Annotated in this window: 6 protein-coding genes; all 6 read right to left on the reverse strand. The window is 62.4% G+C overall.

The annotated features are described in order from the left end of the window. Positions 1-216: 216 nt before the first annotated feature. The gene (locus J4E53_RS06135) at positions 217-423 is read right to left on the reverse strand and encodes a hypothetical protein (protein WP_060742645.1); all 207 of its coding nucleotides are present in this window, start codon (positions 421-423) and stop codon (positions 217-219) included. A 6-nt stretch (positions 424-429) separates the two neighbouring features. Next, positions 430-1,854 carry an AdeC/AdeK/OprM family multidrug efflux complex outer membrane factor gene (adeC, locus tag J4E53_RS06140; protein ID WP_103310297.1) on the reverse strand — a complete coding sequence of 475 codons (1,425 nt, stop codon included), beginning with the start codon at positions 1,852-1,854 and terminating at the stop codon, positions 430-432. A gap of 83 nt (positions 1,855-1,937) precedes the next feature. Beyond that, on the reverse strand, positions 1,938-2,762 hold the full coding sequence (locus tag J4E53_RS06145) for a helix-turn-helix transcriptional regulator (RefSeq protein WP_060742643.1): 825 nt from the start codon (positions 2,760-2,762) through the stop codon (positions 1,938-1,940). A 601-nt stretch (positions 2,763-3,363) separates the two neighbouring features. Then, on the reverse strand, positions 3,364-4,524 hold the full coding sequence (locus J4E53_RS06150; RefSeq protein WP_060742642.1) for an FAD-dependent monooxygenase: 1,161 nt from the start codon (positions 4,522-4,524) through the stop codon (positions 3,364-3,366). A gap of 86 nt (positions 4,525-4,610) precedes the next feature. Next, positions 4,611-11,909 carry a non-ribosomal peptide synthetase gene (locus J4E53_RS06155; protein ID WP_103310835.1) on the reverse strand — a complete coding sequence of 2,433 codons (7,299 nt, stop codon included), beginning with the start codon at positions 11,907-11,909 and terminating at the stop codon, positions 4,611-4,613. A 107-nt stretch (positions 11,910-12,016) separates the two neighbouring features. Continuing rightward, positions 12,017-13,282 carry a glycosyltransferase gene (locus J4E53_RS06160; RefSeq protein WP_158249666.1) on the reverse strand — a complete coding sequence of 422 codons (1,266 nt, stop codon included), beginning with the start codon at positions 13,280-13,282 and terminating at the stop codon, positions 12,017-12,019. Positions 13,283-13,520: the final 238 nt, after the last annotated feature.

Here is a 13,520-nt window from a genome sequence, read left to right on the forward strand (position 1 = left end):
CATTCTAAAGTTTCTGGTACCGACGCCAGCTTTGTATTGATCCACTTTCAGGCTGGGTAAAGATCCCCTCTCTGCAGGGCTGTGAAGCAGCCCCGAAACCTGCCACTGAGAAGTGCCAGGTTGATTGCGTTCAGCTTCTTTGGGGCTGCTGCGCAGCCCAGCGGGAGCAAGCTCCCTCGCCACAGGGACCGGTTTTCATCTTGCCGATCAGCGTCCCTATGAACTTTCAGTGCCCGGGTTTCCGGAAGCCGGGATCAGGTCGCGTATCGCATAGAAACCCTGCACCAGGCGATTCTTGGCTCGGTACTCACACAAGAGCAGCAAGGTATCCGGCATCTGGGAGATGGACGAGGCCTGTTTGACCACCATCGTCTTGCCTCCCGAACGTAAGCGCACCAGTGTCCCGGGTTCGAATGTGCCCATTTGCAGTCACCTCACAGTCACGTTGCTTGTGCGTTCTACCCAACCCCCGCCCAGGGCCTTGTACAGATTGACTTCGGCGAGCAGCTGCGACAGCCGGTCGACGATCAGGGTTTGCTGGGCGTTGAACAGCGAGCGTTGGGCATCGAGGAAGGTCAGGCTGCTATCCACGCCGATGCGATAACGTCGCTCCGCCAGGCGGTAGTAATCCTGGTTGGCTTGCACCAGATCGCGCTGGGCGATCAATTGGTCTTTATAGGTCTTGCGTGCCGCCAGGCCATCGGACACTTCCTGGAAGGCGGTCTGGATGGCTTTCTCGTATTGCGACACGCGGATGTCTTTCTGGATTTTCGAGTAGTTCAGGCTCGCCCGAAGGCTGCCCGCGTTGAAAATCGGCAGGTTGATCTGCGGTTGAAATGTCCAGCTGCCCGACCCGCCCTTGAACAGCCCGGACAGTTCCGTACTGGAACTGCCCGCGTTGGCGGTCAGGCTGATGCTCGGGAAAAAGGCGGCACGGGCCGCGCCGATGTTGGCGTTGGCCGATTGCAGCAGGTACTCGGCCTCCAGGATGTCCGGCCGGCGTTGCAGCAAGTCCGAAGGCAGGCCCGCCGGTACTTCGCTGAGCAGGTCCGATGCCAGTGGACGGCCGGGCAGGTCATCGGCGACCGACCTGCCCACCAGCAACGTGAGGTTGTTGAGGTCCTGGGCGACCTGGCGCTGGAACTTCGCCAGGCTGGCCCTGGCGCTTTCCACCGAGGTTCGCGATTGGCTCAGGTTCAAGGCCGAGGCGGTGCCGACCTGGTTACTGCGTTCGGTCAGGCGCAGGCTTTGCTCATAGGACTGGAGCGTGTCCTGGGTCAGCGCCAGCAGTTCCTGGTCGGCACGCCAGGTCAGGTAGGCACTGGCCACGCTGGCCACCAGACTCAATTGGCTGCTGCGGCGGGCCTCTTCGCTGGACAGATAGATCAGCGACGCCTGGTCGCTGAGGCTGCGTATGCGCCCGAACAGGTCCAGTTCATAAGCGCTGATCCCCAGGGTTGCCGAATACGAACTGCTGATGGCGGCGTTACCGGTTCCGGTGAGGCTGGCCGGCAGGCGCTGGCGCGAACCGGTGCCGTTGGCGCTGATCGCCGGGAAGAGGTCCGCCCGCTGGATCCGGTACTGCGCCTGGTAAGCCTCGACGTTCAACGCCGCTACCCGCAAGTCGCGGTTGTTGGCCAGCGCGCTTTCGATCAGTTGCGCCAGCACCGGATCCTGGAACAGATCACGCCAACCCTGTTCGGCCGCCAGGGGCCCCGACAAGGCCGGGGCATAGGCCGAGGTTTGCGGATACTGCCCGGCGACCGGAGCGTCGGGCCGTTGGTAGTCCGGGATCAGCGAACAACCGCCCAGCATGAATGCCGCGGCCGCCAGGGGGCTCAAGAGTTTATGCATCGACCTGTTATCTCATTGTGGTGCCTGCCCGGACCCCGCGGGCGCAGGCAGGCGGGTTCTGGCGGGCCGTGCGCGGCGAGCCGTCATGATCCGATCATCCATTTCGCCAGCCCATGCCGCCCACTCACGCCCAGCTTGGCGGCGGCACGCTTGAGGTAGGTTTCGATGGAGCTGTTCTTGACCTGTAGCTTTTCCGCAATCTCCGGCACGGTACCCCCGGCCAGCAGGCCCAGGCAGACTTCTTTTTCCCGCACGGAAAGGGTGACGTCGCAGGGGCTCAATCGATCATTGAAATCCCGTTGCAACTGGGTCTGTTCGGCGGCATCGAGTGGATGGCCCGTAGCGCTGCCAGAGGCTTTGAAAGATTGGCGATTGAGGTGCGCATGACGCTCGGCCAGGGGCAACAGCGTTTCGGAAAGGTATTTCAGAAAGGACAGTTCCTGAAGGGAAAAGTCGCGCTGTACCTGAGGGCGTTGCAATGAGATCACACAGCGGCGGTTGGCCTTGCGTGAAATCAGAATGCACTGGTGGGAAGTGCCGAGGCAGTCATTGCCTCTTTCATCTTTCATTCGTGCGTTCAGATGGATCAGCAGGGCGTCATCCACTTCCAGCACTCTTTTCACCAAGGGGTGATCGTTGCGCTGTATCGCCGTGGTGGGGCAGGGGGACTGCATGTGCACGTTTTTTTCCGCACCCGCATACCCCAACAGCTGTACATCGAGGACGTTCGACTGGGTGTCGTCGGCTGTCCATTCACTCAATTCGAGTCGACTGACAGGCACCGTTGTTTCGATCATCTGGTGCACGTTGGTCAAGAAACTCTCGTGTCCGACACTTGAAATCAGCTTTCCTAGCTCTACGTAGAGGTGCGATTTTTCTGCACCCTCAATACACGCATGTCGATTCATAGTCCTTATTCCTGCTTACTCGAAAAAACTCCGCATCCGTGATGTTGACGGAAGAAAATCCGACCGCTTCCAAAATGCTTGAGCCTCTTCTGGAGTTGATACTTGGAGTCAATAACGTCTTGTGGACCTATTGACTTAAACGGTTTAGCCGGTAGGGCTATTAGGCGTTTCCATGTGGGAAAAGTCTGTAAGGGAAAACAGGGACATTCCGGGTCAGTCAGTGGGGTGTGGGTTCTTGGATACCTCCGGGCAAAAAACACGTTGGGTCACAGTTTTTTTCCTTTACGATGATCGCCGCGGGGGACGGATTTCAGCGCGGTTTAATGAAAATATTCAGCTAAATCAAGTGGTTGTATTCTAGGTTCGATTCTCGAGAGGTTGCTTTTTTCATGATTGTCAACGCGGGAATTGTCTTGCAGTAGTGTCCCAATTCCGGAATCCCAGTATGGTGAAGAATTCTCGTTTATCGATTTTCCTCCCGGTGCATGTCGTTTTTTGTCTATATGGGAGTCGCTTTTTGTCATTGACGCTTTAGTGTCATCGGTAGCCGGTCGGGTTTCACGCCGTCCCGTCCAGTTCGCTCAGTGACCGTTTCGCCAAGTCATGCGCAGGGCTTGAACGAGAGGAGGTCGATGTTCTTTTTCCGCAAGCTGCTCTGTGGCGTCAGGCGCATGTACCATTCTCGCAGCCAGCAGGCGAGGCTCGATTCGCTTTGCTCGATACCGCTCATGAAGCGCGCGGCATTGACGATCCCGTTGGCCCGCGGGTGACGATGGGCCTGGTAGTGCAGTAGCGCGGTGCGCAGGTCCGGCGTTTGCGTCAGTCGATCGGCCAGTACCACGGCATCCTCGATCGCCTGTGCGGCACCTTGGCCCAGGCTGGGCAGCATGGGATGAGCCGCATCGCCCAAGAGCACCACGTGTCCATCGCAGAATTGCTCGACGGGATGGCGGTCCCGGGCATGCATTTTCAGTATGACGCTCTCAGGGGTGGCCTCGATGGCGGCCACGACTTCCGGCGCCCAGTCGGCGTAGGCTGCGAGCACTTCCTGCTTGCTGATGTTCAAGGCGGCATCCGCCGCGTTTTCGTGATTGCAGGTGCCCCACCAATACGCCTGGCCGTCCCCGACATCGCAGAGCCCGAAGCGCTTGCCGCGTCCCCAGTAATGCGCCACGTAGCCTTCGGTCATGACCGGATGGCTGAAGGGCACCACCGCCAGCCAGGCGACATAACCCGATGGGCGGGTTGGGGTTTCGCCGAGCATCTGCTGGCGAATCACCGAGTTCAGTCCATCGGCGCCAATCAACAGATCCGCTTCCTGCAGGCTGCCGTCTTCGAACCGCACCACCACACCATCGGGGCGAGGGTCATACCCCGTGCAGCGCAACCCGGTCGTCAAGGTGTCGGGGGCGAGCTGCTGCGCCAACGCGCGTAGCAACAGCGGGCGCTGGATATTCACACTGGGATGACCCAACTGTTCGCCGATCTCGTGGATCGGCATGCGGGTGATGGCATCGCCCTGGTGTTTCTTGAAGAAGAAGTCGCGGATCACCTGGCCGGCCTGTTCCACCGGAACATGGGCGTCAATCGAGTGCAACGCCGCCATGGCATTGGCCATGACGGACAAGCCGGTGCCACCGGTGCGCAGTGTCTGGGCCGCTTCGAAGACCTTGACCTGCCAGCCCGCGCGCTGCAGCGCGATGGCGGCGGTCAGCCCGCCGATCCCGGCGCCGGCGACAATGGCTTTTTTGGGTGCTGTCATGCTGTTTCACCTGTATCGGGCCCGGAACGACCGGGCGATGGAGTCAAGCGGGGCCGTCAATCCGGCCCCGTGATCGGCGATCATGGTCAAGCCAGTGCGTTCATGGATTCGGCGTTCCTGGCCCGGGCCAGGTCCATCCGCGATCGGATGCATTGGCCCACTCGCTCGATGTGCGGCTCGCGCATCATGGTCAGATGGTCACCCTCCACGGCGACTCGCTGCACGTGGGGCGCAATCGAGCGCCAGCCGCGGTACGGGTCGCGGAAGGCGGTACCCACCAGTTCATGGGGAGCTTGCAGTACATCGGGCAGCTCGACGTCCGCGGCGAACAGCGTGATGGGCAGGTCCAGTGGCGGGAAGCGATAGTCCAGCAGCCCTTGCCAGTTGGCATGGAACACCCGGAACAACTGATCGAGTGTCGCCAGGGTGATGGTCTCGTCGAAAATACCCTGGTCGATGCCGTGCTGCCGGATCGCCGCGAAGGCCTGCGGGTCGTCCTGGGAGGAGAAGTCCAGGGCGTGGTAGGCGTACTCCTTCTGGCCGTCGCCGCTGAGCAGTTCCCACATGAACCAGTTCATGAACTCGCTGCGTTCTATCCGCACCTCGCCCTGCCTGACACGCACGATGGTGTCCAGCAGGAACACGTTGTGCAGGCGCCGTCCGCGCCGCTGCAACTCGCTGGCCAGTTCATACGCCACGACGCCGCCATAGGACCAGCCGCCTATATTCAGGGGGCCTTCAGGGGCGACCTGCTCGATGGCGTCCGCGTAGTTCACCGCCTGGGCCTGCACCGATTGCAGCGGTTCACGGCCATCCCATGTGCCTGGCGCTTGCAGGGCATACAGGTGGACCTGGTCCTTGAGCACCCGCGCCAGTGCCGCATAGCACAGCACGTGTCCGCCGATGGGGTGGACCAGGAACAACGTCGGCTTGCGCGTGGCATTCTTGAAGTCCACCAGCGCGCCGGCGCCGGGGTGTCCGGTTTCGGTCTGTTGCAGCACCTGGGCGAATTCGGCGATGGTCGGCGCCTGGATAAAGTCGGACAGCGAAGGTTCCAGGCCTTGATGTCTGGCGAGCATGGCCACCAGTCGCACCGCCTTGAGCGAATTGCCCCCCAGCTCGAAGAAGTTGTCGTGGACGCTGATGTTGTCCAGGTCCAAGGTTTCCTGCCAGTAGGCTTGCAGCAGATCCTCCATGGCATTGCGCGGGCCAATGAAGGACCGCTGCAAGGTGGTCTGGACTTCTATCTTTTGCAAGCGCTGCCGGTCGATCTTGCCCGTGGGCCCGAGCGGTAGCTGCGCGATCCTGACCAGCGTGTTCGGCACCATGTAGTCGGGCAGCGCCAGGCGCATTTCCGCCTTGAACTGGTCCAGGTCCGGCTCGCGCCCCGGCAGTGCCTGGACGAAGCCCACCAGATAACGGCTGCCATCGGTTGCCGTCTTGTCGATGACCGCCACCTGCTCGATGTCGGCCCTGAACCGGGCGGAGCCGAGCATGGCCACTTCGATCTCGCCGAGCTCGACGCGGTAACCGCGAATCTTGACTTGAGCGTCGCTACGGCCCTGGTACACGAGATCGCCGCCAGGCAAGTAGAAGCCAATGTCGCCGGTTTCATACAGGCGTCGTGTCTGGCCCTCGAGCTGGCGATAGATGAAGCGCTCGTCGGTCAGGTCGGGGCGATTCCAGTAGCCATTGGCGAGACAGGCCCCTTCGATGAACAGGTCGCCCGTCACGCCGACCGGGCAGGGGTTGCCGGCCGCGTCCAGGACATGCAGGCGTACCCCGTCGATGGGCCTGCCGATGGGCGGCATGCTCGGCCAGGTCGCCGTCGCGCCTTCAAGTCGCAGGCTCGTGACCACATGAGCCTCGGTCGGGCCATAGTGGTTCTCCACCCGGCAGTCGCCGAGGTGATCGATCAGGTCGCGGATTTCGGCAGTGATTTTCAACTGCTCGCCGGCGACGTTGATCTGACGCAGCGAGGAGGGGTAAATACCCAGTTGTGTGGCGACTTCGGCCAAGCCCTGGAACGCGACGTAGGGCAGGAACAGGCGATTCACCGCTTGCGTGCCAATAAACTTCAGCAAGCGGATGAAGTCATAGCGCAACCCTTCGTCAATCATCACCAGTTCATGACCGCTGGACAGGGTCGAGAAAATTTCCTGGAACGAAACGTCGAACGAAATGGGCGCGTATTGCAGCGTCTTCAGCGCTTGTGTCCCATGGCCGTCCTGCGCCTGCTGGCGGTTCTGCCAGAGGATCATATTGGTCAACGCCTGGTGCGGCATGGCCACGCCCTTGGGGCGGCCGGTCGAGCCCGAGGTGTAGAGCAAGTAGGCGTTGTCTTCAGTCATGATGCCAGCGGCAATGGCGGCCACCCGTTGGTGACTGCCGGCCAGATCGTCGTCGAAGCCAGCGACCACGCTGTCCCAGTGGCGCGTATCGGCCTGGCCTGCCAGGGCCATCGCCAGGTTCGCAGAGGCATCGGCGAACAGCACCAGGCGTGGCTGCGAGTCTTCGAGAATCAGCTGGATACGCTCCTGCGGATAGCTCAGGTCGATCGGAACGTAGGCGGCGCCGGCCTGTACGACACCGAGCAAGGCGACGATCAGGTCGGGCGAGCGGGGCATCATGATCGCGACCCGATCCCCCTGGCCGATACCGTGGCGGTGCAGCCAGCTCACCAGTTGGGCGCAAGTATCGTGCAGTTGGCGGTAGGAAAGACGGGCCTGGCCAAAGCTCACGGCGGTCTGCTCGCCATGGCGCGCGAAACTGTCCAGTAACACGCTCGACAGGTTGTCGTGGGGCAAGGCCCTGGCGGCCTGCGGTGTGGTTCGGGCGACGGGCGGCAGCCAGGCCGGAATGGCCGGCGTGGCCTCAGGCGCGGCGATCATCAGTTCCAGCGTGCGCAGCAGGTAATCGGCATAGGCTTCGGCCTGGCTCGTGGCGACACGCGCGGTGCGGTAGTCCATCTTCAACATCAGCGAACCGTTGGCGGGGTGACGGCCGAGGGTGGTCAGCAAGTCGTAGTTGCTCGCTTCCGTGGTTTCCCAGTCGGTGAGGATCTCTTCGCCTTGGGCCAGCAGGTCCTTGAGCACGTAGAAATCGACGTAATTGAACACCACGTTCAAGGCGACATCGGTCTCGCGATGAATCAATGCGAACGGATAGCGCCGATGGGCGAATACCTGTTGTTCCTGGGCAATTGTTGCCCGGATCAGCTCCAACCAGCTCTGGTCCTGGCTGCTGAAGCGTACCGGCAGGGTATTGAGGAACAGACCCAGGACCGAGGCGGCATCTTCGAACGCCGGTCGGCCATGGCTGATCACGCCGCACAGCACGTCCTTTTGATTGGACATGATCGCCTGGGCGAAACCGTGGGCCGTCAGCAGGACCGCGCGCAGGGGCAGGTCATGGGCCTGGCAGAAGGCTTCGAGCCGGGCCAGGTCCGCGGCGGGCAGTTCACGGTAGGCCGAGCGGTGCGGCGTCGGGTCCGGTGCCACTCCATGGATCCAGCTGGTCATGGCCGCGGCGGGCGCCTCGTGCAGGTATTCGCGCCAGAAACGGCGGTGGGTCTCTGTCGCCATGGCTTGTTGCTCCAGGGCCACGAAGTCGGCTGGCGTGGTGGTCAGGGCCGGCAGGGCGTCGGTGCCAGGTGCCGAGGTGTAGAGCGTGATCAGGTCGCGCATCAAGGTGGCGACGCTCCAGCCGTCGAGGATCGCATGGTGGAAGCTGAAGACCAGGTCGATTTCAGTCTCCGCGACGAACACGCAGAACTGATACAACGGCGCCCGATGCCAGTCTTCGCGGTAACGCTTGCGTTCCTCCACGTAGGCGGCAATGGCCTGGGCCCGGGTGTCGGGGCCCGTTGAGCAGACATCGATGATTTGTACGGGGGGCTCGACGCTCGAGTGCACCCGGGCCATGGGCACCTCGGCGTGCCCGATATCGAACGACATGCGCAAGGCCGGATGACGCCGGATCAATGCGGCACAGGCCCGCTCCCATGCCGGCGCATCCCACTGCAGGCGCAAGCGGTAGCGGAAGATGTCGTGATAGATCGCCGAGTCCGGGTGCATCATCGAGTGATAAATCATCCCGACTTGCAGTTGCGAAGCGGCAAACACGTCATCGAACACACCTTCGCTGGCCAGGCGGATCGCCGCCGGAACCTGGGCGAAAGGCTCTACGTGGGCCAAGGGTTCGAACTCGGTGGCCGGGGTTTGCCCGGACTCCAGGGCCTCGGCCAACTGGGCGATGGTGGGGTACTGGTAGACCTGCGCCAGGGTCAGTGCAATCCCCTGTTCACGGGCATGGATCTGCAAGTGGATGACTTTCAGAGAGTCGCCACCGAGCATGAAGTAGTTGTCATGGATGCCCGGCGTCGAGCGCTTGAGGTTGTCCTGCCACAGCTCGGCGAGGGCCTGTTCCAGCGCCGTGCGTGGGGCTGTCGTATCGTTACCCAGGTTGGCTGTCGGCTCGGGCAGGGCCTTGCGATCCAGCTTGCCGTTGACATTCAACGGGAACTGATCGAGCTCGACCAGGTGCCTGGGCACCATGTAGTCAGGCACCTGCTGGCGCAAGGTTTCCTGCAGCGCTTGCGGGGATGGCGAGCAGCCGGGCTCGCTCACCCAATAGGCGTTGAGGTACGCATCACCGGCTTCCTGGCGGGCGATCACGACCACGTCCTTGACACCTTCACAGGCGAGCAGGTGGGCTTCGATCTCGCCCAGTTCGATGCGCAGGCCGCGGATTTTCACCTGGAAATCGTTGCGTCCCAGGTATTCGAGGCTGCCATCGGGCAGCCAACGCCCGAGGTCGCCGGTCTTGTACAGCCGCGCCTGGGGCTCGCTGCCCAAGGGGGCGTGGATAAACCGTTCGGCCGTCAGTTCTGGACGGTTCAGGTAACCCCGCGCGACCCCGATGCCACCGATGTGCAGCTCGCCGGCCACCCCCGGTGGCAGCAGTTGCAGGTTCGCGTCGAGGACATGCATTTGAATATTCGCGATCGGTCGGCCGATCGGTACGATGCCGTCGTGCGCATCGGGCCGGCAATGCCAAGCCGTCACGTCGACGGCCGCTTCGGTGGGGCCGTAAAGGTTGTGCAACTGCACCGTTGGCAAGCATTCGAAAAAACGCTTCTGCAAGGCATGGGGCAAGGCTTCGCCGCTGCACAAGACCTGCTGGAGCGCGGGCAGGCGCTGTGGCTCCACCTGGTCGAGAAAGACCTGCAACATCGATGGGACGAAATGCAGCAGCGTGATGCCGGCGCTCGCCATGATGTCCATCAGGTAGCGCGGGTCCTTGTGCCCGTCGGGGGCGGCGACGATCAGTTGCGCGCCACTGAGCAACGGCAGGAAAAATTCCCAGACCGACACATCAAAACTGAACGGCGTCTTTTGCAGGATCCGGCTGTGTTCATCGACCCCATAGGCATCGCGCGCCCAGAGCAAGCGATTGACGACCCCGTCATGCTGGTTCATCACGCCCTTGGGCAAGCCGGTGGAACCGGAGGTGTAGATCACGTAGGCCAGGTCTCGCGGCGTCAGCCCGAGCGCGGCGGGGTCCGGGTTGTGCGTCGGTTGTCGAGACAGCGCTTCAGAGCCGGCATCCAGGCACAGCACGGGCATCGTCACGGCGGGCAGGTTCGCCAATAACCCCTGGGTGGTGATCAGGGCACTGGGGGCGCTGTCGCTGAGCATATGGCTCAAGCGGTCGGCCGGATAACCCGGGTCCAGCGGCACATAGGCGGCACCCGCTTTGAGAATGCCCAACAGGCCGACCACCATCTCCAGGCTGCGGTCCAGGCAGATGGCAACGCGATCGTCGCGGCCAAGCCCGGTTTCCAGCAGGGCATGGGCCAGGCGGTTGGCCTGACGGTTCAGCGCGTCGTAAGTCAGCGCCTGGTCTGCGAAGCGCACCGCGATGGCGTCGGGGCGAGCGGCGACCTGGGCTTCGATCAATTGATGGAGCAGCACATCCCTGGGGTAGTCGACGTCGGTGCGATTCCAGTCCTGCAGCCATTGGCGCTCATTGGGCGCCAGCGGGTCGAGGGCCGCGACCGACACGTCGAAATCACTGGCCACGCACGCGAGGATGTTCATGAAGCGCTGTTGCAAGGCCTCGATCTGCGACGCGTCGAAATAGGCCTCGTTGTAGATGAAATGCATCCACACATCGTCTTGCGGCGCGGACTCACGAACGTGCATCGCCAGTGGCATTTGTTCGTAGCCATTGCTGAGCTTGACCGGCTGTGCCGGCGCAGGCCCGTACCAGGTGTCCTGGTCCTGTTCGTAGGACACCACCACGTCGAACAACTGCCGCCGGCCCAGGTTCTGCAAGCCGAGTTCGCGGTTCAATTCGCTCAGCGGGAAGCGCTGGTAGCGATAATCCTGCTTGAGCGTCAGGGCAATCTTGCCGACCAGGTCGCTGAAACTCAGGTCGGTGCCCAGGCTCAGGCGTACCGGGCTCATGCCGACGAACAAGCCCATCGTGGCCTTGTGTGCGGCATTGGCGCGGTTGAGGATGGGCAGTCCGATGACGATTTCATCCCGTTGCTCGGTGCGCGCAAAGTAGCTGTACAGCACCCCGAGCATGACGTGGAAGACCGTCGCCTGGCCCGCGGCCTTCGCGTTTTCGCCAAGACGGTTGTAAAGCGCCCGGGGCAAGCGCCAGGCATGGTTCTGGCTGGGCGCCAGGCGTTGGTCGAGTCGACCCAGGTGACGGGGCGCGAGCAGGGGCTCGGGCAGTGTGCGGTACTTCTCCAGCCAGTACTGGCGTTGGCGCTGGAACGAAGCCGAGTCTTTGCTGGCGACTTGCTGCTCGACATACGCTTGATAGGTCGGTGCTGTCGCCGCGTTTTGCGCCTGGTCATGCAGGGCGGTATAGGCCTGGCTGAGTGTTCGGCCAATCATGGCGAAGGACCAGCCATCGATGATCAGGTGATGGCAATTGACGAAGCAGTAGTGGAGGTCTTCCCGGACCTTGACCAGGTCCGCGCGCACCAGCAGCCCATCGTCAAAGGAAAACGGGGTTTGCAGCTTGGCCTGCAGCAAGGCCAATGCGCTGGCTTCCGGATCGGCATGGCCCGACACGTCGTGCACCGCCAGCGGGGCGTCGACCGGCCCCAGGAAGCGTTGGCGCGGCAGCGGGTGCTCGCTGGAGCCGGGCACCAGCTGGATCCGCAGGGCATCGTGGCCGTTGACGATCTGGTTGAAGGCCGCCTGCAACAGCGTGGCGTCGACCGTGCCGTTGATGCGGGCATAGCCGCCGATGTTGTACAACGGACTGTCAGCGTGCAGCACCTGGTCCAGCCAGATGTCCAGTTGCGGGGTGGTGAGGGGATAAAGCACGCACTCTGCGCTCGATGCGGGCAGGGTCTGGGTCATGGTGTTCTCCGTGGGCCGATCCGCTGGCCCGATGAAACGAATGAAAAGAGTGATGCCTTCTGGCCGGGCCAATGGCAGCGCTGTGTCAGTCGCCAATCAATCCGTGATTACGCAACGCGATACGTCGCGGCTCTGTGGGCGATGGCCTCGATTTGCAGCGCTGCCGCTTCGCGGGCGCTGTCACCACTGGCCATCGCCTTGCTGTAGTGGTCACAACTGGCGCGCACGTCAGCGCTGTTCAGCACCGTGTCCAGGGCCGAGGCCAGCGACTCGGCGGAGGCTGGCGTGAATACCTGCAAGCCGCAGCCCAGGCGTTGCATTCGCGCGGCGTTGTCGAAATGGTCGTGGGCAAATGGGGTGACGATCTGTGGCACCCCGGCGGCGATTGCCAGGGCCGTGGTCCCGACGCCTCCGTGATGCACCAGGGCCGAGGTATGGGGCAGGATGCGGCTCATGGGAACGTAAGGCCTGACCAGGATCCTGCCGTCGCTGGACAACGACGGGTCGACCGGCTGGCTGGTCAGGAACACGCCGCGGCGGTCGATCAACTTCAGTGCTTTCGCCGCAGCGGCGAAATACTGTTCGGCATTGACCGTCGTCGAACCCGGGGTGAACACCACCGGTGGGGCTGCATTCAAAAAGTCCTCCAGCTCGGCGTCTGGCGCCTCGAAGCCGGATTCATCGAATAACGGGAACCCGGTCAGTACCGTTTGGGCAGGCCAGTCCTGTTGGATCGGGGCGAACCAGTCCGGAAACAACCCCAATACCCGGTCGGGCGAGGAGATCCACTGACTGATGATGCGTTTGACCGCAGGCAAGCCCAATTCACGGCGAAAACCGTTGAGCTCAGGCTTCATGAGCCGATCGAGGAAGGTGTGCTCGATGACCCCCAGCAGCAGGCGTCGCAAGGGATACGGTACGAAGGCCGGCAGGTTCGTTCCAGGTGGATGGACGGGGCGCGCGAGGGGCGACCAGATGGCGAAGGGGGTGACCTGGCCAGTGACCAGTGGAATGCCGTGTCTTTCCTGTAGCAGCCGCGCGGAAAATGCCCACAACGAGCCCAGCAGGACGGTGTCGTCGTCACACGCTTGTTCCAGTAGCCGATACTGTTCACGCAACGTGCCACCGACGGTTTTCCATAGGGTGGGCAGTGACGTGCGCGGATGCCACAACGCCGGGTCAGCCATGACCGCTTGATATTCCTCGCGGGTACCCAAGGGCAGGAACTTGAAGCCACAGCGCTCGATCACCGGAGCGAATGCCGCGCTGGCGCAAAAGGTTATCCGATGCCCGCGTGCGGCGAGGGTGCGGCCGATCCCGATAAATGGGTGAACGTCACCGGCTGAGCCGATGGCCGTAATGATCACATGCATAAGGCTCCCTTTTAGAGTGATCGTGCGGTGGGTAACAGTCCTGATCGGCGGGCGACCGGACATCGCCTGTGGACTCCATCCACAAAAAACGATTCAGCTTGAGGGGGTATTTAAGCGGTTGCAGGTAGGAAACGTCTGTAGCGGAAAACGGGGACATTCCGGCCCGCGGATCAGGGATGAAACCTGTGGGGCTTGCTCGCGAAGCGGGGTCAGCGTGTGCCGATGTCGGCTGTGCCGC

Origin of the sequence: Pseudomonas sp. FW305-28, assembly GCF_017351395.1 — a bacterium.
Lineage (GTDB): Bacteria > Pseudomonadota > Gammaproteobacteria > Pseudomonadales > Pseudomonadaceae > Aquipseudomonas > Aquipseudomonas fluorescens_AA.

Coding starts and splice junctions, on each gene's coding strand:
- J4E53_RS06135 (WP_060742645.1), bottom strand. CDS start 423: ATGGGCACATTCGAACCCGGGACACTGGTGCGCTTACGTTCGGGAGGC.
- adeC (WP_103310297.1), bottom strand. CDS start 1,854: ATGCATAAACTCTTGAGCCCCCTGGCGGCCGCGGCATTCATGCTGGGC.
- J4E53_RS06145 (WP_060742643.1), bottom strand. CDS start 2,762: ATGAATCGACATGCGTGTATTGAGGGTGCAGAAAAATCGCACCTCTAC.
- J4E53_RS06150 (WP_060742642.1), bottom strand. CDS start 4,524: ATGACAGCACCCAAAAAAGCCATTGTCGCCGGCGCCGGGATCGGCGGG.
- J4E53_RS06155 (WP_103310835.1), bottom strand. CDS start 11,909: ATGACCCAGACCCTGCCCGCATCGAGCGCAGAGTGCGTGCTTTATCCC.
- J4E53_RS06160 (WP_158249666.1), bottom strand. CDS start 13,282: ATGCATGTGATCATTACGGCCATCGGCTCAGCCGGTGACGTTCACCCA.